Raw genomic sequence first — 24,534 nt, 5'->3', positions numbered from 1 at the left:
CCAGGCGGCCATATGGCGCAAATCACCGACTCTCCCAACCGATCCGGATGCGAGCACCGCGCGTCCCATAGCGACCTGACTACACCCCCGGCGGGCTGGTCGGATCAGATGCCGAGGACCTCACGGGCGCGGTCTATTTCGTCTGGATCGGCGGTTGTCGGGATGAGCCGGAGCTCGTCGAGTCCCGCTTCGCGCGCGCCCTCCACCGCGGCGATGAGCGCCGATGGCCCACAGTTGAGCGTCCCTGCGGTAGGAGCCGTCAGGTAGGAGCCGGCAGGACCGGTGGCGACGACCTCTTGGTCCCAGAAGTCCCGTACATGCTCGCGGAGCTGGCTCTCTGGGTCCGGACCGAGCGCGAACCAGATCGGCGTGGAGAAGTGCGGCTTTTCTGTCCTGCCGGCCGCCTGCCAAGCCTCGATAACGCGCTGTCGCTGCGCAGCCAACCCCTCGGCATCGAAGTGAAGTGAATTCGCCGGATCGCTCACCCCGACGGCCCATTGCGCGGCCCGGGCGAGCGCCTTCGGGCCGACCACACCGGCGACGAGGGGGATGCCCGCGGCCTGGTTCGGCGCGGGTCCTACGGGATGGTGTCCCTCGACGGGGGGTTGCTGGGCCCACACCCGGCGCATCGACGCTACCGCTTCGTCCATGCGTTGGCGCTTGCGGTCGAGCGGGCTGCCGACGGCGATGTAGTCCTCATCCCATGCGCCGATGCCAACCCCGAGCGTCAGGCGCCCGCCGGACAGTACGTCTATGGTCGCCAGCTCTTTCGCGAACATGATTGGGTTCCGCATCGGGATTGTGACGACATCGGTCCAGAGCCGCACGCGCTCGGTCACCGCTGCCGCGGCGGCGAGTTGCGGGACGACCGACCAGCTGTGCGGATAGAGCAGCCGTTCGTAGGTGACCAGCCCGTCCCACGGCCCTTCGTCGATCTTGCGGTACCACGCGAGTTCGGTCTCGCGTCCGTGCGGAAAGAGGGTCGGAAGTCCCATACTGATGCGCATTCGAGCTTTTCGTTCCTTTCCGGGGACTGTGGCCAGCAGCGTCGCCGTCGGGCTAGTTCATCAGATCGTCGCGAAGTTGCATTGCGGTCGGACCACCCAGCGGGAGACGGGGACACTTATTTCAGGATCGCCCGTGCAGCACGTTCGGCGATGAGCATGACCGGCGCGTTGGTGTTGCCGGACGTGATGGTGGGCATCGCCGAGGCGTCGACTACTCGAAGGCCGGCGACGCGGTAGACGCGGCAGTCGGTGTCGAGCACGGTCTCGACGGATCGTGGAAGACCTTGTGAGTCAAAGGCTCCCATCGCGCAGGTGCCAACCGGATGGAAGATCGTGGTACCGAGTTCGCGGGCGGCCTGCTGCAGGTGTTCGTCGCTTACCAGTTGCGGGCCGGGAAGCATTTCTTCGGGGCGGTAGCGGGCCATGGCAGGCGCCGCCATGATCTGGCGGGTCATTCGCAGGCCGCGCACCGCGATTTGCCGATCGGCGTCAGTGGACAGGTAATTGCAGAAGATTTTCGGGTGGGTCAGCGGATCCGCGTTGGCGATCCGCACGTGGCCACGTGAAGTGGGGCGCAGATTGCAGACCGAGGGCGTGATCGCTCCGAAACGGTGCAGAGGTTCGCCGAACTTGGCCAACGACAGGGGCTGCACATGCCACTCCAGATCGGGACTGGCCAGCGCGGGGTCGCTTTTGGCGAACGCGCCCAGCGTGGAGGGCGGCATGGTCAGCGGCCCCGAGCGCAGCAGCGCGTACTGAAGTCCCATGCCCCCACGGGTGATCCAGTTGCGGTACAGGCTGTTGACCGTCCGGGCGCCCCACACCCGGTAGATGGTTCGAAGCTGCAAGTGGTCCTGGAGGTTTTCGCCCACTCCTGGCAGGTCGACGGCCACTGGCACGTGATGCTGGGTGAGTAGCTCGGCCGGGCCCAGACCCGAGACCTGCATGAGATGCGGCGAGCCGATCGCTCCGGCGCTCAGGATCACCTCGCGGCGAGCACGGACGTCGACCATCCGGTTGTCTTTGAGCAGCTGCACCCCGGTGGCGCGGTGCGCAGCCGTGGTCCAGGCACCGTGTCGCTGATGCTCGTGGACCTGGTCATCCATCAGCAGACGCAAGGCCTGGCTCTGGGTGTAGACCGTGAGATTGCGTCGGTGGGAGATCGGATGCAGGAACGCATCGGCCATCGACCAGCGCCGCCCGCGCCGTTGATTGACGTGAAAGTATGCGCTACCGGAGTTGTCGCCTCGGTTGAACTCGTCGATTGGGGCGATGCCCAGTTGAGCAGCAGCGTCCTGCCAGGCGTCCAGGATCTTCCAGCGCACCCGGGGCCGTTCGACACGGATCTCTCCTCCGGCGCCGTGCCACTCGTCGGCGCCGCCGAAGTAGTCCTCCAAGTGTTTGTAGATGGCCAGTGTCTCACCGGGACCGTCCGGCCCGCCCCACAGCCACCGGTCGTCACCGGTGGCCTGCGCCCAGAGCTCGTAATCGCTTGACTGTCCGCGCATGTGGATCATCGCGTTGATCGATGAACAGCCGCCGATCACGCGGCCCCGCGCGTAGTGAATGCTGCGGCCGGCCAGACCTGGATCGGGCTCGGTGGTGAAGCACCAGTCGGTGCGGGGGTTGGCAATCGTGTAGAGGTAGCCCACCGGCACCTTGATCCAGAACCAGTTGTCTGTGCCGCCGGCCTCGATCAGGAGCACCCGGTGATCAGGGTTGGCGCTGAGCCGATTGGCGAGCAGGCAGCCCGCGCTGCCTGCCCCCACGATGATGTAGTCGAATTCGGCCACAGGGCTCGTTTGCGGCACCGTTCCTCCCTTGCGTCGCGTGTCCTAGTGTGGGCGATGACGGCCCGGTACAAGCGGACGACGCGCACCTCGGGGCGTCGTCGATCACGGCCAGGTGAACCAGGGACTCGGCCCGGGCGCTAGAACTTGAGGTAGCCGCCATCGATACGCAGTACGTCGCCGGTGTGGTAACGGCTCGCCGCACTGGCCAGGTACACGGCCACTCCGCCGACGTCGTCGGGGGCGCCCCAGCGGCGCAACGGAACCCGTGGCAACACCCGCTCGCGGAACCGCTCGTCGGCCAGGCCCGCCGACGTCATGTCGGTGTCGAACCAGCCGGGAGCCACCGTGTTGGCGCGGATCCCGTAACGGGCCAGCTCGACTGCCATGCTGTCGATCAGCGAGGTGACACCGGCCTTGGAGGCCGCGTAGGCCGGTTGGCGCGGCATACCCTGGAATGCCCCCAAGCTGGACACCGCCACCAGGCTGCCGCCGCGGTCGGCCTCGATCATCTGGCGGGCCGCTTCGCGCAGCGTGACGAATACGCCGTCGAGGTCGACTCGGGTGACTTCCCGGAATGCCTCTAGCGATGTCTCCAGCAGGGGAGTGAAGCCGCCGCGCACCCCGGCGTTGGCGAAACACGAGTCGAGATACCCGAATTCGCTGCGGATCCGGGCCATGGCTGCCGTGATCGCGTCCTCGTCGGCGACATCGCAGACCAGTGGCAGAACGGGTCGGCCGTAACGTCGGAGCTGTTCGGCGGCGGAGTCCAGCCGGGCGGCGGAGCGGCCGAGTATGACAACGGATGCCCCTGCGCGGGCCAGGCCGTCGGCAAACCCCAAACCGATGCCGGAGCCGCCGCCGGTGACGACCGCGACGTGGCCGGACAGATCGAAGAGGTTGTTGAGTGCTGTATCTGTCACGAGCCGACCCTACGCAGACGCGCGGCGCGCAAACGCGGGCCCTGTGCGTTCTGGGGTCGGGCGTTACGCCTCACACCTCGGGGTGTCCATCTCGCACAACTGGCGAACGGTGCGTGGAATCCGCAAGGCGCCCGCCCTCAAGCGACTGACTCGTGCAGGTCGACCAGCAAATGACGGTGTATGATGTGGTGTATGAAGCGCACCAACATCTACCTCGACGAGGAGCAGACGGCCAGTCTCGACAAGTTGGCCGAACAGCAGGGCGTTTCGCGTGCCGAGCTCATCCGCCAACTGCTAGACAGGGCGCTCAACAACGCCGACGACAATCTCGAATCTGACCTAAGTGCGATAGAGGGGTCGTTCGGTGCGCTGCGCGATGTGGAATCGCCTGATCGTCGTCCCGGCAGCCGTGAGGAGCACCTCGACCGGATGTGGCGCCGCAGTTCGTGATCCTCGTCGACTCGGACATTCTCATCGCTCACCTTCGCGGTCTCGAAGCGGCCCGAGATTGGCTCATCGAAGCGAGAGGGGAGGGACCGTTAGCGATCAGCGTGGTGTCGATTGCCGAGCTCGTCGGTGGGATGCGCAGCGTCGAGCGCCGCGAAGTGTGGCAGCTACTAGCGTCATTTCGCACCGAACCAGCCACTGAGATCGTCGCGCGCCGCGCCGGCCACTTCAGGCGGCGATACCGGGCGAGTCATCCCGGCATTGGCCTTGGCGACTATCTGATCGCGGCGACTGCTGACGTGAAGGGCTATCAGCCAGCGACGTTGAACGTCAAGCACTTCCCGATGTTCAAGAACCTGCGGCCGCCATTCACCCTCTGAGTTGTCCGGCCTCAATGACGGAAGGCGGCCTTGACGGCCCTTAACCGTTTTTCGATAACGAACTGGCACTCAATCAGCGAGTGCCAAATTGATTGCGAAGACTGCCAACTGTTCTGAGACCGAATATAAGTGTTGTCCGGTCTCAACGTACTTGGCAGCTCCTTGCAGATGAGCGTCACTTTGTTCGACCGCAAAACGTCATAGAGCGGTCGCTCACCCACTGGCGCGAGCGGGCGTTACGCGTTCTTTACGGCACTTCATCAATAGGCAATACCGACTTCCTATTTTTGGATACGAGCTTGGATCCAAGAAGCTACTTGAGGGATCTCTCTCAATAGACGCTCAACTGCTTTTGCCTGCCTTCGCCGTGCCACGAATGTTTTCGTTGCACCGCGGCAGGTTATGTCCTTCGCGGCGGGAGGAATCGAGGTCGGTGCGAAGGCTGAGCTCTTGGCGATCAGGGCGACCAACCTCGTCGGCGCGGTGGCCCGGGCTCCACAGGACCGGCTCGTATTCCACGAAGGCCGTCTCGTCTCGATCAGCCGTACCGAAGTGGTGCAGTGCTGCGATCGCAATCGACCGTGAAATCGCATCGAGCACACGGCAGAACCGCCGACGACCATCCCGGTAACCCTCCATATTCGTCTCAGGCGTATTTGATGCCGGTCGTTCACTCTCGCGCCGTGGTTGGATGGCGCGAAACACGTCACGCGTGTTGGGGAGGGGCATGTGGGCGTGTGTCGGCCGAGGCCATGCGGATGTTCGGTCCGACGAGTCTGCGCTTGAGTCCCGCCGCATGACTGATTCTTCGACGTAACTGACGCAGACGATAACACCGACGTATTAGTCATAGTCGGTGTGTCCCTTGAGGTTTCGCGACTAGCGGGTGATGGGCACGTTCAGGTTGGCGAGCAGTAGGTGGATGCGTTCTTCGATGTCGTCGCGGATGAGGCGCACGGCGTCGAGGCTTTGGCCGCGCGGATCTGGGAGTTCCCAGTTCTCGTAGCGTTTTCCGGGGAAGATCGGGCAGGCGTCACCGCAGCCCATGGTGATGACGACATCGGCGGCTTGCACGATTTCGTCGGTCCAGGGTTTGGGATATTCGCCGGTGATGTCGATCCCGACCTCATGCATGGCGGCGATCGCGGCGGGATTGATCTCGTTGCCGGGCTCGGATCCACCCGACCAGGCCACGGCCCGGTCACCGGCCAGATGTGTGAAGAAGCCGAGGGCCATTTGGGAGCGTCCGGCGTTGTGGGTGCACAGGAACAGCACGGTCGGCTTTCCATCGGTGACCTTGCCCTCTACCCGTGCAAGGGCGTGCAGACGTTGGCGGGCGAACCGTTCGGCCAGCAGCGGTAGGAAGTTGGGAACGGTGGCGCGGCCGGCGAATTGGTCGTAGGAGGAGTGCAGGAACCGTTCGATGGTTTCGGTGCCGAACGTGCCGTCGAACTCGCCGTGAAGCCGGGTCGCGGCGGTTTTCAGGGCGAGCTGTTGGTCGATGGAGAGGTCGTGGCGCAGTTGGTGGGTGACGGGGCTGTCAGTCATGGCAGTGTTCCGTTCTCGTCGTCGAGTCGGTGGTGGGTAGGTGTTGGGAGGTGTGGTGGCGGAACCGATTGCGCAGTGCCAGGGAGACGTAGACCAGGGCGACCAGGACCGGGACTTCGATGAGCGGGCCGACGACGCCGGCCAGGGCTTGGCCGGAGGTTGCGCCGTAGGTGGCGATCGCGACGGCGATGGCGAGTTCGAAGTTGTTGCCGGCGGCGGTGAATGCCAGGGTGGTGGTGCGTTCGTAGCCGAGGTCCAAGATGGTGCCGAGCAGGTAGCCGCCGCCCCACATGATCGCGAAATACGCCAACAAGGGCAGGGCGATGCGGGCCACATCCACCGGTTGGTGGGTGATCTGATCGCCTTGCAGGGCAAAGAGAATCACGATGGTGAACAGCAGCCCGTAGAGTGCCCACGGCCCGATCCGCGGTAAGAACTTGGACTCGTACCAGTCACGGCCCTTGGCGCGTTCGCCGAGGCGGCGGGATAGGTAGCCAGCCAGCAGGGGGATGCCGAGGAAGATGAGTACGGATTTGGCGATCTGCCAGGGTGAGGTGTCGATGGTGGTTTGTTGCAGGCCGAGCCAGCCGGGCAGCACTGACAGGTAGAACCAGCCCAGCACGGCGAACATAATGACTTGGAAGATTGAATTCAAGGTGACGAGGACGGCGGCGGCTTCGCGGTCGCCGCAGGCCAAGTCGTTCCAGATGATGACCATGGCGATGCAGCGGGCCAGGCCGACGATGATCAGCCCGGTGCGGTACTCGGGCAGATCGGGCAGCAGCAGCCACGCCAGGGCGAACATCAATGCCGGACCGAGTACCCAGTTCAGCACCAGCGAGGAGAGCAGCAGTTTGCGGTCGCCGGTGACGGTGTCGAGGCGGTCGTAGCGGACTTTGGCTAGGACCGGATACATCATGATCAACAACCCGACGGCGATGGGCAGTGAAATACCGTCGATCTGAACGCTTTCCAGTGCGGTGTTCAGGCCGGGGATCCAGCGGCCCAGGAGCAGTCCGGCGATCATCGCCGCGCCGATCCAGAGTGGCAGGAACCGGTCGAGAGTGGAGAGCTTGCCGACCACCGGCGGCGCGGGGGTGGCGGTGTCGGTCATGCAGGCACGCCCGCCGCGGCGTGAGCGGAGGTCGCGCCGAGGAGCACGGCCAGACTGGCCAGCGCTTCGGGCACCACCGCGTAATACACCCAGGAAGCCCGCCGCTGCGAGGTCAGGAGCCCGGCGTCACGCAGCACCTTGAGGTGATGGCTGATGGTCGGTTGTGACACCTCGATGTCGACCGAGATGTCGCAGACGCAGGCCTCACCGCCGGCGTGGCTGGCGATCGCCGAAAACAGTTGCAGCCGTACCGGATCGGCCAGGGCTTTGAGCTTGACCGCCATATCCGCGGCGGCCACCGCCGACAGTGGTTCGTGCAACAGCGCCCCGGGCGGGCAACACGCGTCGCCGACCCGATCCGATGATTTCGACATATACCGATATTGACGGATATCGAATCAGCGGTCAAGTGAACGCATGGTGAACACGTCCCGGGCATCGGTAATCGTTTAGTCGCGGCCGTGGCGGGCAGGGTGCCGGCCTGCGGCAGGCCCGACACCACCTCCTGAGCCGCGGCGAGCTCGGTGCCGATCACCTCCTGAGCGAGTTAACTTGACATAATGTCGCTTATCGGCATTTTCGTGTTCGAGGGTGACACGGTTGCCGGTTGGCGTAGCGTCCTAACCCTGGCCTGCGGGCGGAGTCGCTCAGCAGAAGCCTCCATGCCCACCCGCCGTCGTCGCGATCCTGGCCTGGGTGCGCCACGCTCGCGGCCACACGGCCCGTGGGACCAAAGATCCTGCGGCGGCCAAGCGCCGCCTCGGCCACAACCTGCGGTACTCGCGTCACGCTATCGAGTGCGACTGACCCCTACCGATTCCCCACCGCCCCTTGGTATTACGTCACAGTGACGAATTTCGGGCGGGCGGTTCCGCGCTGCTCGCATGTGAACCATTCCGCGTTCCGAGTGTCGAAATGACTGCCGCCATTCCGCGCTACAGCTGTCGGCGCTCAGTTGGCGAACATGCAAAGCATTCTCGGCGAACCTCGGGCGACCCTTTGGCGTGTGGAGCAAGCGGCCTGCCACTGCCCGACCGCTTCAAGCCCGGGGCCGCCTCATTTCATCACGTGACGAAATCGGGTCCTTGGGGCGGGGAACTCCGACGAGCGCCACGATGTGGACATCTGTACACCCGCCGACGCAATCACCCTCGGTAGACAGCTTCTCCTTCGCATACTTCGACCATGAGCCTCGTGGTCGACGCGGTGGCGCACGCCTACAACCTCGCACCCGGGAACCGGGCACCGGCCGCAACGGCCGACGAATTCGCGGCGTTCCGCACCGCGCTGCTGGGCATGCACCAGGCCTGGTCGGATCCTGCGGCTGCCTGTCCGCCCCAGGCATTCGTGAGTACCTGGGACGCCGAATCGCTCGGGGCCACTTTGTTTCTGCAAAGTGATACCGATATCGCCGTGTATCACGACACCGCGCTTACCCCTGTCTTCAAAGACGGTGGAAGCCCGCTGGCGGTCGGCGCGCGGCTGGCCGAACTCTATCCCGGGCGCGTCTTGCTGTACGCGGGTGTCGACGCCACCGCCGGCGCGCGTGCACTAGAGCATATGGACCGCGTCGTTGACGACTACGAGATCACAGGTTTCAAGTTCTACCCCGTGACCGGCACGTACGGGCCCGACGGCGTCGCGGAAGGTGTGCTGCTCAACGATGTGCACCGGATGTATCCGTTGCTCGAGCACGCCCGTGAACTCGGCGTGCGCCACATCGCGATACACAAGTCGGTGCCTTTTCGGCGGGAGTCGGTCGATCCGTACCTCAATATCAACGACGTTGACGCACCGGCGGTCGCGTTCCCTGACCTGACATTCGAGGTGGTACACGCCGGGTTCGCCTTCCTCGAGGAGACCGCATTCCTTCTGGCCAGACATCCCAACGTTTATGCGACGCTCGAGATTTCGATGAACCTCGTCGTCCGATACCCACGGCGTTTTGCACGGATCCTCGGCGCGTTGCTTGCCGCCGCAGGACCCGACCGCATCCTGCATGCCACCGGCTGCATGCTGACACATCCGCAACCCGTCATCGAGGCGTTCCGCGCCTTCGAAATGCCCCAGGATCTTGTCGAAGAGGAAGGCTTTCCACCCGTCGACCATGCGGTCAAAGAGGCGATACTCGGCGGCAACGCTCTGCGACTCTATGGCCTCACCGACGCAGCGGTATTCAGCCACCTTGCCGACGATCACGTCAGTCGCTGGCGCGCGGAACATGGCCGAAACGCCCCGTGGTCACGTCTCCCCCAGCCGGATGTCGCGGCTGTCGGGAGCGTGCCCCAATGACCGAGAGCGCGATCCGGGATGCGTTGTCCCGCATCGCAGATCCCTGTTCGATTGCCGCGGGCCGTCCGATCGATATCGTCTCGATGGGCCTCGTCGAGGATATCCGCACCCATGACGGTCATCCCGAAGTCACTCTGCGCCTGACAGAACCGTCCTGCATGTATCGCATCTGGTTCATCAGACAGGTCAAGCGGCACCTCGGCGCCAACGCCGAGGTGCGTTTCGCCATCGATCTGCTATGGCCGACTTTCGAAGGGGACGAACATGTCTGATGACACCGTACGGTTGTATGACGCCGACAGCCACGTCGCAGAGCCCGTCGATCTATGGAGTGGCGACTACATGCCACGTGAGTTTCGAGGTGCATCGCCCTTCTCGTTCGTGGACACCGTGCTTCCCGACGGTCGCCCAGCGACCCTGCTCTACGAGCGCGGCGCGATTCTGCTGGAGAATGCGGCCTACACCAACGCCGCAGGCGTCTCCGGCGATCGGCTCGCAGCGGGTGTGCGCTACGTGGACGCCAACTCGGGCGGCTGGGACCCGAAACAGAGGTTGGCCGACATGGAGCTGGCCGGCATCACGCACCAGGTGATCAACCCGTCGTCGCCCGGCCTTCGTCTGGGCCTGGTATCCGACCCGAACCTTGCCGCCGCGATGTGCCGGGCATATAACGACTGGGTGACCGACCATTGCGATGGCTGCGAAGGCAGAGTGTCGGCCAACATGGTCTTGCCCTGGCAGGATTTGTCGTTGGCAAAGGCCGAGTTGCAGCGGGTCGGCGAGCGCTTCTGCTTCGTAGGAGTCATCATGCAACCCGCTCCCGCATACCCCAGCGGCTTTCCTGGCGACCGCGCATTCGACGATGTCTACATCGAGATCGCCGAGCGGGGCTTGGCTCTGGTCTTTCACAGCTGTGCCACCGAAGAGGGTGCTCTCGGACCGGTGGTCAAGCACTACAAACAGTTTCGGCCGTATTGGCATGCGACCTTCTACTATTTGATACTGGGCTTTCCTGTCGAAGGTTGGACCGCATGGGCACAACTGGTCTTTGAGGGTGTGCTCGACCGGATTCCCACCCTGAAGATCATGCTGACCGAAAGCCATGGCGGCTGGATGGTCACCGCTCTCGAACGCATGGATGAGTACGCCAAAGGCGGCGAAGCGCTTCGCTACGGATTCGACATGGAGCCTCTGAAGCTGTTGCCCTCGGAGTACTTTGCCCGACAAGGGTTTGTCGTCTTCGAAGGTGACGAAAAGACTCTGATGTACGCCGCCGAGCATCTCGGAAGTTCAATGGTCTGGGCGCTGGACTACCCCCACGCCGACTGCAGTTTCCCCGGCGGTGGTGAGGACTTTCGTAAGAACATCAGTGCACTCGCACCTCAGCAGCAACGGGCGATCGCATGGGATAACGCTGCGCGCGCCTTCAACCGCGATAATATTCCGACGTGACAACGACCAGTACTGGGTTGTCTTTGTGAACCGAAGGATTCGTGCGATGTCCGAAGACACATTACGCCTGCCACTCGAAGTCACCGATATCAACGCTGAGTGGTTGACGGCAGCGCTGAGGTTCCGGTACCCGGACGTGGACGTCCTCTCCGTCGACGTGGTCGACTTGATGCCTGGCAGCGCAACCAAGGTTCGCCTCGCCGTGACATACGATTCTCACGTCCAGGGTCTCCCCTCCTCGATGATCGTGAAGGCAGGTTTCAATCCGCTGCGGAGTCTGCTCGCCGACCTGTACCGCAACGAGGTGACGTTCTACCGTGATCTCGCTCCGACAGCTGGAATTCCCCTACCGAGTTGCTATTTCGCCGGCAGCAATCCCGATACCGGTCAGGCGCTGCTGCTTCTCGAGGACCTCACTGCGACGGCCAATCAGTTCGGTCGAATAGAAGCCACCCTGACACCGGGGGTGGCCGGAGAAGCCTTGGCGCTACTCGCCGCAGTTCACGCCGCCTACTGGGCCAACACCGAGGAAAGGGCGATGGCTGCGTTGGTTGAGCAACCGCGCCAGCCGGTCGCAGAGATGCTCACCGGCACCGAAAACTGGGAACGATGCCTCGAACTCGGACGCTTCGAGGGCCTACCCAAAGTCGTGCACAACCGGGAACAGGTGCGGGATGCGATCATTGGCACCCTACGCCCGACAGACGGTCCACGCTGTCTCATCCACGGTGACGTGCACCTCGGCAACATGTACTTCACACCCGACGGGTCGCCGCGCTTTCTCGATTGGCAGGCGGCCTCTGCGAGCACATGGGCTGCCGATGTGGCCTACTTCATCGTGTGCTCACTTCAGCCGGAAACTCGTCGCGAGACCGAACGTGACCTGTTGAGCGGTTACCTCGAAGCCCTTGCCCAGCGCGGCGTCGAAGCACCTGCGTTTGACAGCGCATGGACCGAGTACCGTCGGCATGCGGTTTGGGGACTTCTCGGCCTGTTGTGCACTCCGGAAATGCAATCCGAGGAGTTCTCCCGAACAATGGGCGGCCGGTTCGCGATCGCAATCGACGATCTGGACTCGCTCTCGGTATCAGTTTGATCGGCAGGTTCAGTTCGACCACGATTCGGGCATTCCCAGCAGCTCGGCAGCACGCTCGGTGTGAAAACTGTTCGACCGCATCATGTCCTGCAGCACGACTGCACGCCGGTAGTGCAGGTGCGCGGTGTGTTCCCAGGTGAAGCCGATGCCGCCGTGAAGCTGAATATTCTCCGCGGCGGCACGCACGTAGATTTCACAGCAGTGAGCCTTCGCCAGCGATGCCACCAGTGGAAGGGACTCGTCCTCATTCGCAGCAAGTCGTGCCGCTCGCTGCGCGAGCCCCGCGGCCGATTCGACTGCCACCGCGAGATCGGCCAACCGATGTTTGACGGCCTGAAATCCCCCGATCTGCCGATGAAACTGCGTCCGGACCTTGGCGTAGTCGACCACCGCATCGAGACAGGCCCGCGCCCCGCCCACCGCTATCGCCGCCACTGCGACGTATGCCAGATCGGTCACCCGGTCGATGACAGCGTACGCATTCTCCGAGGTGCACAGTTTCGTCGCAGGAGTGTGCGCGAACTCCAGAGCGGCAAAGCGTAATGTCCCGTCCACTCCGGTGAGCTGGGTACGCGCGACACCGTGCGCATTGCCCGTGACGACGAACAGCTCGGCGTTGCCTACACCATCAACACACTCGGCGGGCACGATGGCCAATTGGGCGCCACCACCCTCCACGACGACCGGCGCCCGGCCGCACAGCAGGAACTCACCACCGTCTGCTCGTGCGTGCACAGGGGTATCGGTGAGCCCCGAAACCACATCAGGAATTGCCACCGTCGCAACGCATTGCCCGGCAATGATTTGTGGGAGCCAGGTTTCGGCGGCCCGCTGATCGTCGGACATCACCAGGGTCGGAATCGCCAAGGCTGTTGCGGCGAAGTACGGACACGGTGTCAGTGCCCGGCCCAATTCTTCGAATACGATTCCTAATTCAACCCAGGAGCCACCGCAGCCACCCATCGATTCAATGCAGCCGATACCCTGCAAGCCGAGTTCCGTCGCCATGCGGCGCCACAGCACTGAATCGAATTCACCTGGCCTCTCGTAGATCCGGTAAATCTCAGAGGTGGGGCTGTGCTGGGCCAGAAACGACCGGACGTAGGCACGCAACTCCTCCTGTTCCTGGGTGAGGAGCATTCAGTGTTGCTCCCGCGCCAAATCCGGTGATCGCGCATCATCTGTTCGCACAGTCCACGGAGGCGGGTTACCCGATGAAAACGCTTCAAGGCCTGTAAGGAATTCTGTACTGATCGCGCTTCGATAGTGCGCATCCGTTCTGATGGGCGGCTGCTGCTCGTAGAAAACCGCCTTCAGTGCGGCGCGCACGCTCGGTGGCGTCGTCAGGAGCTGGTCGATGAGCTCCTCGACCGCGTCTGCCAGCTCGTCCTTCTGTGCAACCCGTTGAACCAGACCGTACTCGAGGGCAGTCTCAGCAGAGATGGTCCGTGCCGTGAACAAAAGATCTTTCGCGGTGCCGACGCCCACCTTCTGCGAAAGGCGTGCCGCGCTGGGTGCGTCGGCAATGCCCCACCGGCCAGGCGCAAACGTCACGGTCGCAGTTTCCGCGGCCACGACCAGATCGCACATCATGATGATGGTCACCGCCGCTCCCATCGCCGGCCCGTTCATAGCCGCCACCACCGTGTGCGGGCACGTCTCGATCGCGTGGAAGATCGGGTAGTCGGCGTAGACGTGTTTGAACATTTCAGTCCGCAACTCTGCTGAAGGACCGTTGCGGGCCAATGTCGTCACGGACTGATTGAGATCGCCGCCAGCGCTGAACATCTTCCCCGTGCTCTGCAGCACAACGACACTGACACCCGGCTCGAATCGAGCACGTATGAAGGCGTCGGTCAACTCGTCGAAGACCGTTTCCCCGATCAGGTTGAGCGTATCGGGGCGGGCCAGCGTGATGTATGCGACCGGCGATGAGACGTGGTATTTGATGGCCTCGTAGTTCGGCTGTGACATTGCTGCCTCCGTTCAGGCTCGCTCACCACGCGCCTGCCGACTCAGGCGGTCCGTACCGGTCCTAGGTCGACGTCGAGCCGAGTCAACCGGTTGTCGAACGCGCCAGAGAACCTCGGCTCGAATCCCGCCGATATCGTCATCTCGGGAAACCGCTCGAGCAACCTGGGGATCGCAATACGCAATGTGGCGCGTGCCAACGGCGCACCGATGCAGGTATGAACGCCAACCCCGAACGCGATGTGTTTGTTGGGACTCCGCCGTGGATCGAACACGTCGGGGTCGGTGAAGACGTCAGGGTCGCGGTTGGCCGCGTTGAGTGATCCAAGCACCACTGACATCGCGGGAATGTCGACACCCGCCACGGTCGTGTCCTGGACCGTCATCCGAGTGACATAGCTGATGGGAGCGTGCCACCGCAGAGATTCCTCTATGGCCGGATTCAATGCGGCAGGATCGTTGCGCAACAGCTCGAGAACCTCTGGCCGTGACAAGAAATGGTAGATGGCGTTGCTCAGTGCGCTCATGGTCGTCTCGAGACCGGCAGGCAGGAGGAAGCGCAGAAACCCGAACAGCTCCTCTTCGGAGAGCTTGTCACCGCCCTTGGTCTCGGATCTCAGTATCGTCGCGAGAAAACTGTCGCGCGGATCTTTGCGCGTCCGTTCGACCGCCGGCGACAACAGTTCCGTCAGACCATCCCGGGCGCGAATAGATCTGTTCCACTCCTCTTCACCGGACTGCAGCGGGTTGAACGCGATCTGGTCGCGGTACAGCTCCGACAGCGCACCTTCACTGTCGGTCTGCAGGCCGAGCAGTCGAGCGATACTGCGGAACGGCACCTTTTCACAGAACACCTCGTTGAGATCGACCTGTCGTCGGCCGGCCAGGCCCGCGAGCAAATCCTCGACGATGGGAATGATCTCGGTCTCAGCGAACTGATTGATCACTTTCGCACGGAACGCGACGCTGATCAGCCCGCGATTGCGCGCATGTTCCTCCTTGTCCATCTGGATCATGGTCGGACCGTCGATCTCTCCCCGCATGGCCTTGAGGATGGCCATGCTGTAGATCTCTTGATTACGCATCGCCAGGACGTCCTCGAAGCGGGTGAGAACATATGCCGGTATCTCAGCGGCTTGGAACACCGGCTGGTGTTCACGGTGGTAGGTCAGCGTTGGAATCGGGTCGTGCTGAAAGTCGTCTGACAACAACTCAACTTGCGCGAGTGCGGTTCCCACGGTAAACCTCTCATCCGCCGGGATTTACGTAATCTTTAGTACGGTAACCAGGCCGGAACCATGCTGTCAATAGCTCGCGTCTCGACCGCGAATGCCGCAACACCCTCGACTAATAATAGAACGTCCGTTACGATAGCCTAGGTGGGCAGGCACCACCGGACGACGACGTCCGGCAGGAGGTAAGGCGGTGGGGCGCAACCTGTCTGGTCACCTACCCGGCGGTCCGGATGCGGCAGAGGGCTTCCACGATCGATTCTCGGTGCTCGCCTCGGCCATCGCGGGTCACCGCATGGAGGTGGCCCGGGCAGGCACGACGTACACCGACGGTAGGACCGTTTTTCTCGACCGTACGTTGACGGCCCCGCACGACATGCGCGATGCGGTCGCTACGCAGGCCGCACTTCACGCCGCGGGGTCGCTGAGCCGCGGTATCCTTCGCCGCATCGCCGGCCGACGGCGCAAGATCGAGCGGTACCTGATGCTCGAGCTCGCTCGACTCGCGGCAAACGATCCCCTGCTCCCCCCGATGACCGTTCGACGAATTCGTCAGCACGGCACCGTTCCGCTCAGTTCAAGCCCTGCGGAGTCACTCGATTGGGCCTTCGGCCGCGTCGATCTGCCCAGCCTGCCTTTGTGGGCAGGAACCGTGAGAGCGAGGCCATTCCACGCATCGCTACGAGGATTGATCGGCATGGCCGACGACGGCGATGGCAGACGGCCGGGTGAGCCTTCGCCAGCGGAGGCCGCTGGGCAGGACGAAGCCGAGGCAGCCCGATTGACCCGTTCCCACGCAAATTCATCGGGCACTTCGGTAGCCGATCATGCGGGGATTGCAACGAACCAAGTCGATCTGCGCGGGCTCCGCCCGAGGCGCTCCGAGCGGACTAAACCCGCGCTATCACTGAAGACGGCTTCCCGCCTGGTCGCGCCCGCTCCAGTCGCTGGATACGAATACCCCGAGTGGGCCGAGGATCGCCGGAGCTACCGGGAGAGATGGTCCCTCGTCTCCGAGCACGATCCGCAGATCGCGGTCCAGATACCGGCCGGACCGCCCGCTCCTGTATTCGGCCGTGCCGTGGCGCGGGTCGGTCTCGAGCCGCACCGGCACCGCCGCCAGCGCGACGGCGATACGCTCGATATCGCCGGCCTCGTTGATCATGTCGTCGACCGATCCCGAGGCGACCGATCCGATCCGTTGGTCTACGAACAGAGCATCGCAACCGTTCGGGACCTTTCGATTCTCGTCCTACTCGATGCCAGCGGCTCGACAAACGAAGCGGTGGAGGGTGATCGGGTCTTCGCGAGAGAACGACTGCTCGCGGGTCAACTCGTTGCCAGCTTCGACTACCTCGGAAGCTCCGTTGCGGCCTACGGCTTTTACTCGTTGGGCAGACGAAACGTCAGGTTCCTGCGAATCAAGACTTTCTCCGAGTCCTTCGACGAAGTTGCAACGCAGCGGCTCTTGAGCATTGAACCCCGCGGCTTCACTCGGCTTGGCGCGGCGCTGCGCCACGCCACCCACCTTCTGCTGCGAAACGCGCCGGCGAAAAATATGGCGTTGATCGTCATCGGGGATGGATTGCCCTTCGACGACGACTATGAAGGCAGGTACGCCCGAGCCGATACCCGGCAGGCCATCCGGGAGGCCTGCTGGAGCGGCGTCGGCGTCGTGGGTCTTGCCATCAGATCGTCGACAGAACCATTCGTCCACCGCGACATTTGGTCACACGTACCGTTTCGGGTCGTCGCGGACAGCGCTGAGGCCCGCTCGCACCTCCGCGCCCTGCTGTCCAACGCGCTGCGCATGACCAGAACCAATGGGCAAGTGCCGCCGTCAGGTGTTACCGATGTGTCCGCGTTCGCGATCAGTCGGCGAAGCGGGTTGAACTCGTACGTGTGACAGTGTGTTTGGTACCTAGGAGAGGCAGATGAGCAGCAGCGCCGTTGACGGTGTCGGTGCGGATGAACTCGCACAAGACGGCTACATCTCAGTGGGCGACGAGGTAGACGTATTCGTTGCTGCCTGGCGATCTCAGCTGCCGGTCATGCTCAAGGGCCCGACGGGATGCGGCAAGACGAGACTCGTTGAGCATGTGGCCGAACTTCTCGATATTCCGCTCTACACCGTGTGCTGCCACGAAGACCTGACCGCGTCCGACCTTCTGGGCAGGTTTGTTCTCCAAGATTCGAATACGGAGTGGGTCGACGGACCCCTGACTCGAGCCGTACGAGAAGGGGCGATTTGCTACCTCGACGAGATCGTCGAGGCGCGCCAAGACGCGATTGTTTCGATACATTCGCTGACCGACCATCGACGTGAGCTGCAAATTGAGCGTCTCGGCGGGCTGCGAATCGCCGCTGCTGCGGGATTTCAGCTTGTTGTCTCGTACAACCCCGGTTATCAAAGCATGCTCAAGGACCTCAAGATGTCCACCCGCCAGCGCCTCGTCGGGATCGACCTCGGGTTTCCGCCCGCTCGGGTCGAACGACAGATCCTGCGACAGCACTCCGATCTGGATCATCAATCGATCGAGGCGATTTTGCAGCTGGGGCAAGCGATTCGCCGCCTAGATGACGCCGGCCTGCGCGAGTCCGCCTCGACTCGGGCGCTCATCGCAACGGCGAGATTGGTACGAAACGGACTTTCGCTGCGTTCGGCGGCGTTAGCCGCAATGGTTTCTCCGCTGACAGACGAGGCCACCGCAAGTGCGTCGTTGACGAGCTTGATCGACTCGTATATCGGATGAGCCGGTCACCTGCTCACAGCGCTCAACCAGGCACGCATGCACGTCCGCCGGACTGCGTCGGCGCGCCGGGTTGTCGCCGCGGTTGAATCCGCAGGCAGCTGCCTTATCCAGCACAGTCCGAGGGCTACCGATGCCCGACCATTATCTGCGATGTCGGTCAAGCATGCTGCGGTCTGGGGCCAGCGGCGCGTCAGTGCACGAGCACACTCTTCGGTGACGCTGTTGAAAACCAAGAAATCGGTGACAAACTCCCGCCAAGAATGGGTTGATGTCACAACTTCGGCCACATGCCGCAACTCTTCGATGCACGACGGCCCCGCAGCGCCCTCAAGGTCGGACATTGCGATGCCGGCCGTGGCCGCATGCATCCGTCCGACGAGCTCATGACGATGGGCGCAGTCCCTGATCAATTCACCTTTGACCCTCGGTACATCGACTTGCGCTGCCACCATCAAGGCGTGATCCCGGAATCGCGCATGAATGGCTGCCGCACCACGAAGCATCGCGGCATGAACACCGTCTACCTTCGGCACCGGTCGCGAGATGACCCGTAGCGCGCGGCTGCGTCCACGTGCCAGTTCAACGTATCCCTCATCACGCAGGCGGACGATGATTCGATGCGCCGACGTGGGACCGCCGAGCGCACATTGGGCCGAGATCTCACGCACCGTCGGCGGATATCCGCGGGCTGCGCTATAGGATCGCACGTAGTCCAGTACTCGTTGCTGCTTGACAGTCAAAGCCATCACGGCACCCCACCGGGTTATGGAGGTTCTGGCGCTATTGCCAGGGTTTCGTTCCACAAGCGCAGCAGCTCGTGCTTCTGAACCTTGCCGGACATCGTTCGAGGTATCTCGTCGAGCTGCCGAAAGTACGCAGGAAACTTCGCTTTTGCGAGCCGTTGTGAGTCGAGATGCGCGTGCAAAGCGGTGCGCCCAGGCCAGCCCTCGCCGTCTTTCACCACGATGAAGGCGGCCACCGTCTCTCCCAGCCTCTGATCCGGGACCCCCACAACCGCGGCTGTCGAGACGGCAGGATGGCTCGCTAAAGCGTTCTCGATGTCCTGGGAGGAGAACTTTTCACCTCCTCGGTTGACGATGTCCTTCGCCCGTCCGGTCATGGTCACCCAACCGTCTTCATCTATGAATCCGATGTCGCCGGTGTAGAACCACCCGTCGCTGTCCGTCTGCGCTGCCTGCAAATTCTGGTCGACGTATCCGATCATCTGCTCCGGGGCTCGGACCCTCAACTCCCCGACCTCGCCCACCGGTAGCGGTGTGTGGTCCTCGTCGACCGCCTGTATCTCCACACCTTCGGACGCACGACCATCACGATAAGCGCGGAACTCCAGCGGATCGTCCGGGCTGGCTAGCGTTGTCGTAGGCGCCTCAGACATGCCCCAGCAACGAAATGCCTTCACACCGACGGCGTCTGCCCGCTCTATGAGCGATGGGGGTACCGCCGAGCCGCCGCACATGAACAGTGCCAGCCGATGCACAGGTGCGTCGCACCGCTCGTACCGATCCACCATGTCCTGCAGGAATACGGCCGCGCCGCAACAGAAGGTCGCCCTCTCGGCATCAGCGACGGCGACAGCGTGATCCGGATCCCACTTGGGCAACATCACAGCTTTGCCGCCGGTGGTAACCGGTAAGAGAATGGCGGTGATCAGGCCGGCGATATGCGTGATCGGTGCGCCCATAAGGTGGACATCGCTTCGGCCGAAACCCAGCTGACGTCGCCAACTTGACGCCTCAGCGATCAAGGATCGTGAATTATGTTGTACGCCTTTCGGTTTCGAAGTAGTCCCTGAGGTGTACATGATGAGGCAACACCGGTCTGCACTGGCGGCCCGCGAGGTGTTGCACACGCCGAAGGGTGACGAAGGTTCATCAAGTCCAGGCCAGTCAGCGCCGCCCTTCCCTACCCCGATGCGCAGGAGCGGCCGAACCCCGATAGCGTCCATCAGCGTCGACATCCGGTCTGCGTCACCTTCGGAGAAAGCCACGACCGATGGCTGCGTCTCTTCAAATATGTGTCGCATCTCGTGCTCGCGATAAAGCGGAACCACGGGCACCGAAACCATGCCGGCAGACCAGGCGGCCAGGTGCAGGACAAGGCCTTGCAGGCAGTTCGGTAACTGCCATAGCAGACGATCGCCGGGTCTGATCCCGCACCGGTGAAGTGCGCTTGCAGTCGATGCCACCCAGGCTGCAAGGTCGGCAAAAGTCAGTCGCCGACCTTCGAAGACAACGGCTTCTCGCGCCGGCCACGAGTACGCGGCGCGATCGACCAACATGCCGACGCTTTCATCGCTATACAGACCGAGTTGTCGATAGTGCTCTTCGCGGTCGGAATTGTCGCCCACCATCAAGGCTCCTCGTCGTCAACAGCCGCGGTACTTCGGGGTGCGCTTCTCCCGAAACGCCTCAATCGCCTCGATGAGGTCGTCAGATCCCAGCGTCGTGGTTTCGTGCGCGAACGAAAGCTCGATGACCTCGTCGAAGCGGAACCGCGTCACGCGATTGAGCGATTTCTTGGTTCCCTGCACCGCCAGGGGCGGCAACCCGCAGATGCGTTCGGCAAGCTTCCTGGCCATCGGCAGCACTTCGTCGGGATCATCGACCAGATCGCTCACAAGACCGATGCGGTGTGCCTCGTCACCGTGTAAGGGGTCCCCGGTGAGGAGGTGGCGTCGGGCACGCATCATTCCGATGCTCTGCGGCCAGACCAGGCAACCACCGTCTCCGGCCACCAGACCTATCTGTACGTGCGGGTCACCAATGCGGACCTTCGGGTGGGTGACGACCACGTCAGCGGCCAAGACCAGGGTCGCCCCCAGTCCCAACGCATCACCGTGAAGGGCGACAACGATCGGTATATCGAGTTCGATGAACGTGCTGAGCAGCCTCAACCCGTCGTCAACGATCCGGCGACGCTGCGGAATCGAGCTGTGCGCCAAACGCATCAACTCGAAGTCACCGCCGACCGAAAAGGCTTTGCCGGTTGATCTCCACAGCAGCGCGCGCAGATCAGCCTCAAGCTGGACAACGCGCAGCGCATCGGTCATCTCAACATGCAAAGCGTCGTCGAAGGAGTTCATCTTCTCGGGACGAAGGAGGACCATTTCGGCGAGATGGCCATCTCGGCGCACTTCCAGGCAAGGTGTCTCGAACAACGTTGCCACAATCACCCCTGCGGTAGGCCGAGGCCGTGCTCGGCGATGATGGTTCGCTGAATTTCACTGGTGCCGGCGTAAATGGTGGCCGCGCGCGCATCCAGTAACTCGTAGCGCCACGCTTCGCCTTCGGGGTGATCACCCAGAACCGCTGACCCGCCGAGTATCTCGGTCGCTACCGCGGCGATATCTTGACGGAGTTCTGTCGAGGCCAACTTCACGGCGGATGCCCACCAGGCAAAGTCGGAAGCGCCGGCCGACGCGAGATCCAGTGCTCGGGTCTGTAGATGATGCACCCCCAGCAGCCGGGCCTCCAGCGTGGCGATTGATCGGCGGGCAGCCACGGTTGCGCCGCGTCGGGTCGCGAGGTCGATGAGGGCATCCATCCGAGATCTGATGGCAGCGACGTTTCCGCTCAGCAGCCGCTCATGAGCCAGGCTGTGTGTTGCTACCAGCCATCCCTGGTTCTCGGCACCCACGAGGTTCTCACACGGAATATGTACATCTTGTAGGAAGAGTTCACCGAAATGCCTCTCGCCGGTGATCTGTCGAATCGGACGCCATTCGATCCCCTTGGCCGACATCGGGGTCAATACGAAACTGATACCGCGTTTACCGGAGTCCGCAGGCCCCGTCCGCACCAGAAGAAAGCACCAATCGGCCCGGTTTCCGTACGAAGTCCACACTTTTTGGCCATTGACCACATAGTGGTCACCTTCGCGCACCGCACGTGTCTTCAGGGACGCCAGGTCGCTTCCAGCTTCGGGCTCGGAGTAGCCTTGGCACCACAATTCATTCGCGCTGAGAATCTCGGGTAGAAACCTTGACCTCTGGCCCGGGGTTCCGTACGCAATCAGCGCAGGGCCCAGGATGTCGATGCCTTGAAACCCGACCGGTGCCGGTGCTTTCGCACGCGCCAACTCCTCGGTCATCACCATCCGCAACGACAACGGAAGCCCAAGGCCGCCATGCTCACGCGGCCATCCCGGCGCGATCCATCCGCCCTCGTACAACCGCTGATGCCACTCCCGGCTGATCAGCACGGCTTCCGCGTCGTCGTCGCCGGGCGGCCAGTTCTGCGGAAAGGGCCGGTCCGTCCACTTCGGTGGCAGGTTGTCGCCAAGCCACTCGCGGAAGACCCTCCGAAACGCGTCCGGCGCCAGCTCGGCCGGTTGCGATACCCCGGCGTCCACCAACACCGTTATATCGTAACCGATGTTTCAATAATAGAGAAGACGTTCACGAACCGTCGCCATTACCCATTGAGCCAGGTCCCGTTGGGTGTGATGTAGAACCGCAATTCACCACGCTCGCAGTAGGTACCGCCATCGGCCATAGATACGCAGGTGCTCTCGTTCCAGTTGATGTAGCTGCGTGGCGGGAGTACCTTCACGGCCTGCACATTCGGGAACTGGATGGCGGCCGTCCAGTCATAGTGGACGCGCTGTTCGCCGTTGAACCAACCGATGTGCGTAGCGTCAGGCGGTAATCCCGGCAGAGGTCCTGCGCAGCCGAAGCCACCCTTGATGAAGATTCCGCAGTTGAGCCCCATGGGCGACAGGAAGAAGACTCCGTAGTGACCGGGAATGAAGTACTCCTCGGGCCGCACTCGGTCGTACGACGTCAGGATCAGGTGGGTGCTTGGATAGACACCGGGGTCGGGCGACATCGCGGCAGGCGGCGGAGGTGGTGGTAACGGCGGTTTCGGAGCCGGCTCGGCCTGGCCCACACCCGCCGCAAGAAATGCGAGACCGACGGCCACTGCAGCCGTCACCGGCCGGATGAAACTCTTTCCGCGCTCAGACATCGTGGGCTCCATCGCTCGTTGAATGTAAATCGCAAGGAATCACGTGAACTGGGCCTAGCCGCCTCCCGCAGTCGCCGGGAAGTTCCTGTGCGGCGTGCTCCCGTAGCAGGTGGCAGCACCGACATCCAGCGTGCTCTCACAGAGCAACCGGTCCCCCTGATAGATGCGGACCGTGACGTACTTGAAAGCAGAGCGCCCATACCCGCGCCAGTCGGCGCGAAGCTCGGCTCCGGTACTCGTTGGGCTCGTCGCGTCTGGTACGGAGACAGTCACCCGCCACGGCAACGCGACTCGGCGCTGTACTTTGCGGACCGAATCGTCGTAGTACTGTACGTCCGCGGCGGAAATGGAGGCCGAGGTCACCTCATAGGTGATGAGGTCCTCCGCGTGGGCAGGCACCGCCGACGCGATGGCGACGGCACTGCCAATGACGACGCCGGCCAATGCGCGGCAGTAGTCGCTGCACACGTCAGGCCCCCGCCAGCACGACGGCTGTCAAGTAGTAGCCGCTCGGTTCATTCAACACAGTGGTTCCGCCGAACCTGGAGTATGCGCAGTTCGGAATGTCCTGAAATCCCGAGATCAGGATGAATCTGATGGCGTCGGCCTCGGTGCGCCCGGCGCCTTGAAGCAACTTGGCCGTCGTCGCATCAGAACCTAGATCCTGAAGTACCGGAAGCACATTCTCAATGGGCACGGCACGGGCGTTGAAGTCCATGTAATCACCTGTCGAGGCGAGGGCGATCTCAGCTGCACGCTGTGCCAGAGGATCGAATCTCAGGGGCTCGCAATACCCCGCACGTGCCGACGTCACCGCGGTGATCAAGTCATCAGTGGCATCAGCGCCCGCCGCGGCGGGCAACCCGATCCCACCCGCGGTCATCAATCCGATCGTCGTGAGCAAACCCGCTAACCGCATCTTGACAGACTTCCTAATCGCATACGTGGGCCCGGTGAATCTCACTGGCCCACTTCTTCGCTCGCAGCTGAGAGGGCCCCGTGAACCAAGACGGCTGATGGGACCTGATCCCGTTGACGACGTTGGAAAGCTGCTGCCACAAACCGTAGAAGGCGTCGCCTTTGTAGACCGGAAAGTACACGTCGCCTGCAAAATCGGTGCGCTGTGTCAGCGCCTGCACGCGCGGGGTGAGAAAGGCAAGAGAACGGTCGATGTTGCCCGTCACGATGTCTGCCTGTTGCTGCAGGCCGCGTACGCTGTAGTCCCAGTCCGTACCGTCGGGACTGATTCGGTTGAACTGGAAGCGGCTGATCTGATCGTTCAGGGTGTCATATTGGGCGTTGAACCACTGGCACATCTCGCCCATCGCTGTGATATCGGCGGGCGTGACCTGGCTTCTCGTCTGGTCGTACGGGAAGGGGTATTTCGGTTTCCACGTCGAGGGCGTCGGGGTGAAGGCGGGCAACGGCTTGATCAGTTCGGCGTCCGGCGGCGGCTCGGCGGTTGATGCGGGTCCATTCGCGAGCGACATCGCGGCCACCGCAAGCAATATGGCGGCGCCGCGAGCCCTCAACGGGCCTGCTCG

At 62.9% G+C, this 24,534-nt stretch carries 25 protein-coding genes; 8 read left to right on the top strand and 17 right to left on the bottom strand.

Annotated features, from left to right (window positions below):
* Positions 1-104: 104 nt before the first annotated feature.
* The 3 genes from G6N28_RS22865 to G6N28_RS22855 form a co-directional block, all read right to left on the bottom strand.
* Positions 105-995, bottom strand: a complete 891-nt coding sequence (locus tag G6N28_RS22865) for an LLM class flavin-dependent oxidoreductase (protein ID WP_220097468.1) — start codon at positions 993-995, stop codon at positions 105-107.
* A gap of 128 nt (positions 996-1,123) precedes the next feature.
* Positions 1,124-2,800: a GMC family oxidoreductase gene (locus tag G6N28_RS22860; RefSeq protein ID WP_179962232.1), complete on the bottom strand. Its 1,677-nt coding sequence runs from the start codon at positions 2,798-2,800 to the stop codon at positions 1,124-1,126.
* Between the two features lie 137 nt (positions 2,801-2,937).
* Positions 2,938-3,720 carry an SDR family NAD(P)-dependent oxidoreductase gene (locus tag G6N28_RS22855; protein ID WP_163904293.1) on the bottom strand — a complete coding sequence of 261 codons (783 nt, stop codon included), beginning with the start codon at positions 3,718-3,720 and terminating at the stop codon, positions 2,938-2,940.
* Between the two features lie 192 nt (positions 3,721-3,912).
* On the opposite strand from G6N28_RS22855, the gene G6N28_RS22850 reads away from it, so the two are divergent.
* Together G6N28_RS22850 and G6N28_RS22845 are read left to right on the top strand one after the other, a co-directional pair.
* Positions 3,913-4,170 carry a ribbon-helix-helix domain-containing protein gene (locus G6N28_RS22850; RefSeq protein ID WP_163904291.1) on the top strand — a complete coding sequence of 86 codons (258 nt, stop codon included), beginning with the start codon at positions 3,913-3,915 and terminating at the stop codon, positions 4,168-4,170.
* Positions 4,167-4,547, top strand: coding sequence for a type II toxin-antitoxin system VapC family toxin (locus tag G6N28_RS22845; protein ID WP_170307943.1), 381 nt, complete (start codon positions 4,167-4,169; stop codon positions 4,545-4,547). The genes G6N28_RS22850 and G6N28_RS22845 overlap by 4 nt, the downstream gene beginning before the upstream one ends.
* A 342-nt stretch (positions 4,548-4,889) precedes the next feature.
* Here the strand turns inward: G6N28_RS22845 and G6N28_RS22840 are convergent, their stop codons facing one another.
* From G6N28_RS22840 to G6N28_RS22825, 4 genes are all read right to left on the bottom strand, one after another.
* On the bottom strand, positions 4,890-5,147 hold the full coding sequence (locus G6N28_RS22840) for a hypothetical protein (RefSeq protein ID WP_163904287.1): 258 nt from the start codon (positions 5,145-5,147) through the stop codon (positions 4,890-4,892).
* Between the two features lie 279 nt (positions 5,148-5,426).
* Positions 5,427-6,095 (bottom strand): arsenate reductase ArsC, encoded by a 669-nt coding sequence (locus G6N28_RS22835; RefSeq protein WP_163904285.1) that lies wholly within the window; start codon positions 6,093-6,095, stop codon positions 5,427-5,429.
* On the bottom strand, positions 6,088-7,209 hold the full coding sequence (gene arsB / locus G6N28_RS22830; protein WP_163904283.1) for an ACR3 family arsenite efflux transporter: 1,122 nt from the start codon (positions 7,207-7,209) through the stop codon (positions 6,088-6,090). The genes G6N28_RS22835 and arsB overlap by 8 nt, the downstream gene beginning before the upstream one ends.
* On the bottom strand, positions 7,206-7,583 hold the full coding sequence (locus tag G6N28_RS22825; protein WP_163904281.1) for an ArsR/SmtB family transcription factor: 378 nt from the start codon (positions 7,581-7,583) through the stop codon (positions 7,206-7,208). The genes arsB and G6N28_RS22825 overlap by 4 nt, the downstream gene beginning before the upstream one ends.
* Positions 7,584-8,394: 811 nt before the next feature.
* Here G6N28_RS22825 and G6N28_RS22820 point away from each other — a divergent pair.
* From G6N28_RS22820 to G6N28_RS22805, 4 genes are read left to right on the top strand one after another with little or no spacing between them, the layout of a single operon-like run.
* The gene (locus tag G6N28_RS22820) at positions 8,395-9,501 is read left to right on the top strand and encodes an amidohydrolase family protein (RefSeq protein ID WP_163904279.1); all 1,107 of its coding nucleotides are present in this window, start codon (positions 8,395-8,397) and stop codon (positions 9,499-9,501) included.
* Positions 9,498-9,773 (top strand): iron-sulfur cluster assembly protein, encoded by a 276-nt coding sequence (locus G6N28_RS22815; RefSeq protein WP_163904277.1) that lies wholly within the window; start codon positions 9,498-9,500, stop codon positions 9,771-9,773. Before G6N28_RS22820 ends, G6N28_RS22815 begins: the two co-directional genes overlap by 4 nt.
* The gene (locus G6N28_RS22810) at positions 9,766-10,953 is read left to right on the top strand and encodes an amidohydrolase family protein (RefSeq protein ID WP_163904275.1); all 1,188 of its coding nucleotides are present in this window, start codon (positions 9,766-9,768) and stop codon (positions 10,951-10,953) included. Before G6N28_RS22815 ends, G6N28_RS22810 begins: the two co-directional genes overlap by 8 nt.
* 46 nt (positions 10,954-10,999) lie before the next feature.
* Positions 11,000-12,049: a phosphotransferase family protein gene (locus G6N28_RS22805; RefSeq protein ID WP_163904273.1), complete on the top strand. Its 1,050-nt coding sequence runs from the start codon at positions 11,000-11,002 to the stop codon at positions 12,047-12,049.
* A gap of 9 nt (positions 12,050-12,058) precedes the next feature.
* Here G6N28_RS22805 and G6N28_RS22800 read toward each other — a convergent pair whose 3' ends face one another.
* From G6N28_RS22800 to G6N28_RS22790, 3 genes are read right to left on the bottom strand one after another with little or no spacing between them, the layout of a single operon-like run.
* Entirely contained in the window at positions 12,059-13,189 is a 1,131-nt protein-coding gene (locus G6N28_RS22800) for an acyl-CoA dehydrogenase family protein (protein ID WP_163904271.1), read from the bottom strand.
* Complete coding sequence (locus G6N28_RS22795; RefSeq protein WP_163904269.1) at positions 13,190-14,023, bottom strand: enoyl-CoA hydratase/isomerase family protein; 834 nt, start codon at positions 14,021-14,023, stop codon at positions 13,190-13,192.
* A 41-nt stretch (positions 14,024-14,064) separates the two neighbouring features.
* Positions 14,065-15,258, bottom strand: a complete 1,194-nt coding sequence (locus G6N28_RS22790) for a cytochrome P450 (protein ID WP_163904267.1) — start codon at positions 15,256-15,258, stop codon at positions 14,065-14,067.
* 187 nt (positions 15,259-15,445) lie between these two features.
* Here G6N28_RS22790 and G6N28_RS22785 point away from each other — a divergent pair, with 187 nt between their 5' ends.
* Together G6N28_RS22785 and G6N28_RS22780 are read left to right on the top strand one after the other, a co-directional pair.
* Positions 15,446-17,158: a nitric oxide reductase activation protein NorD gene (locus tag G6N28_RS22785; protein WP_163904265.1), complete on the top strand. Its 1,713-nt coding sequence runs from the start codon at positions 15,446-15,448 to the stop codon at positions 17,156-17,158.
* A gap of 28 nt (positions 17,159-17,186) precedes the next feature.
* Complete coding sequence (locus G6N28_RS22780; RefSeq protein WP_163904262.1) at positions 17,187-18,005, top strand: CbbQ/NirQ/NorQ/GpvN family protein; 819 nt, start codon at positions 17,187-17,189, stop codon at positions 18,003-18,005.
* A gap of 5 nt (positions 18,006-18,010) precedes the next feature.
* Here G6N28_RS22780 and G6N28_RS22775 read toward each other — a convergent pair whose 3' ends face one another.
* The 7 genes from G6N28_RS22775 to G6N28_RS22745 form a co-directional block, all read right to left on the bottom strand.
* On the bottom strand, positions 18,011-18,751 hold the full coding sequence (locus tag G6N28_RS22775) for a LexA family protein (protein ID WP_163904260.1): 741 nt from the start codon (positions 18,749-18,751) through the stop codon (positions 18,011-18,013).
* A 17-nt stretch (positions 18,752-18,768) separates the two neighbouring features.
* Positions 18,769-20,376: a class I adenylate-forming enzyme family protein gene (locus G6N28_RS22770; protein ID WP_163904258.1), complete on the bottom strand. Its 1,608-nt coding sequence runs from the start codon at positions 20,374-20,376 to the stop codon at positions 18,769-18,771.
* Between the two features lie 15 nt (positions 20,377-20,391).
* Positions 20,392-21,192 (bottom strand): enoyl-CoA hydratase/isomerase family protein, encoded by an 801-nt coding sequence (locus G6N28_RS22765; RefSeq protein WP_235674664.1) that lies wholly within the window; start codon positions 21,190-21,192, stop codon positions 20,392-20,394.
* Between the two features lie 2 nt (positions 21,193-21,194).
* The gene (locus tag G6N28_RS22760) at positions 21,195-22,382 is read right to left on the bottom strand and encodes an acyl-CoA dehydrogenase family protein (protein WP_163904256.1); all 1,188 of its coding nucleotides are present in this window, start codon (positions 22,380-22,382) and stop codon (positions 21,195-21,197) included.
* 56 nt (positions 22,383-22,438) lie between these two features.
* Positions 22,439-22,990, bottom strand: a complete 552-nt coding sequence (locus tag G6N28_RS22755; RefSeq protein ID WP_163904254.1) for a hypothetical protein — start codon at positions 22,988-22,990, stop codon at positions 22,439-22,441.
* 469 nt (positions 22,991-23,459) lie between these two features.
* Positions 23,460-23,909, bottom strand: coding sequence for a hypothetical protein (locus G6N28_RS22750; protein ID WP_163904252.1), 450 nt, complete (start codon positions 23,907-23,909; stop codon positions 23,460-23,462).
* A 13-nt stretch (positions 23,910-23,922) separates the two neighbouring features.
* Complete coding sequence (locus tag G6N28_RS22745) at positions 23,923-24,480, bottom strand: hypothetical protein (protein WP_235674797.1); 558 nt, start codon at positions 24,478-24,480, stop codon at positions 23,923-23,925.
* Between the last annotated feature and the right edge of the window lie 54 nt (positions 24,481-24,534).

It is taken from the genome of Mycolicibacterium pulveris, assembly GCF_010725725.1.
Taxonomy (GTDB): Bacteria; Actinomycetota; Actinomycetes; order Mycobacteriales; family Mycobacteriaceae; genus Mycobacterium; species Mycobacterium pulveris.
Note: the sequence above shows the minus strand (reverse complement) of the source record. Positions and strands in the feature narration are given on the sequence as shown.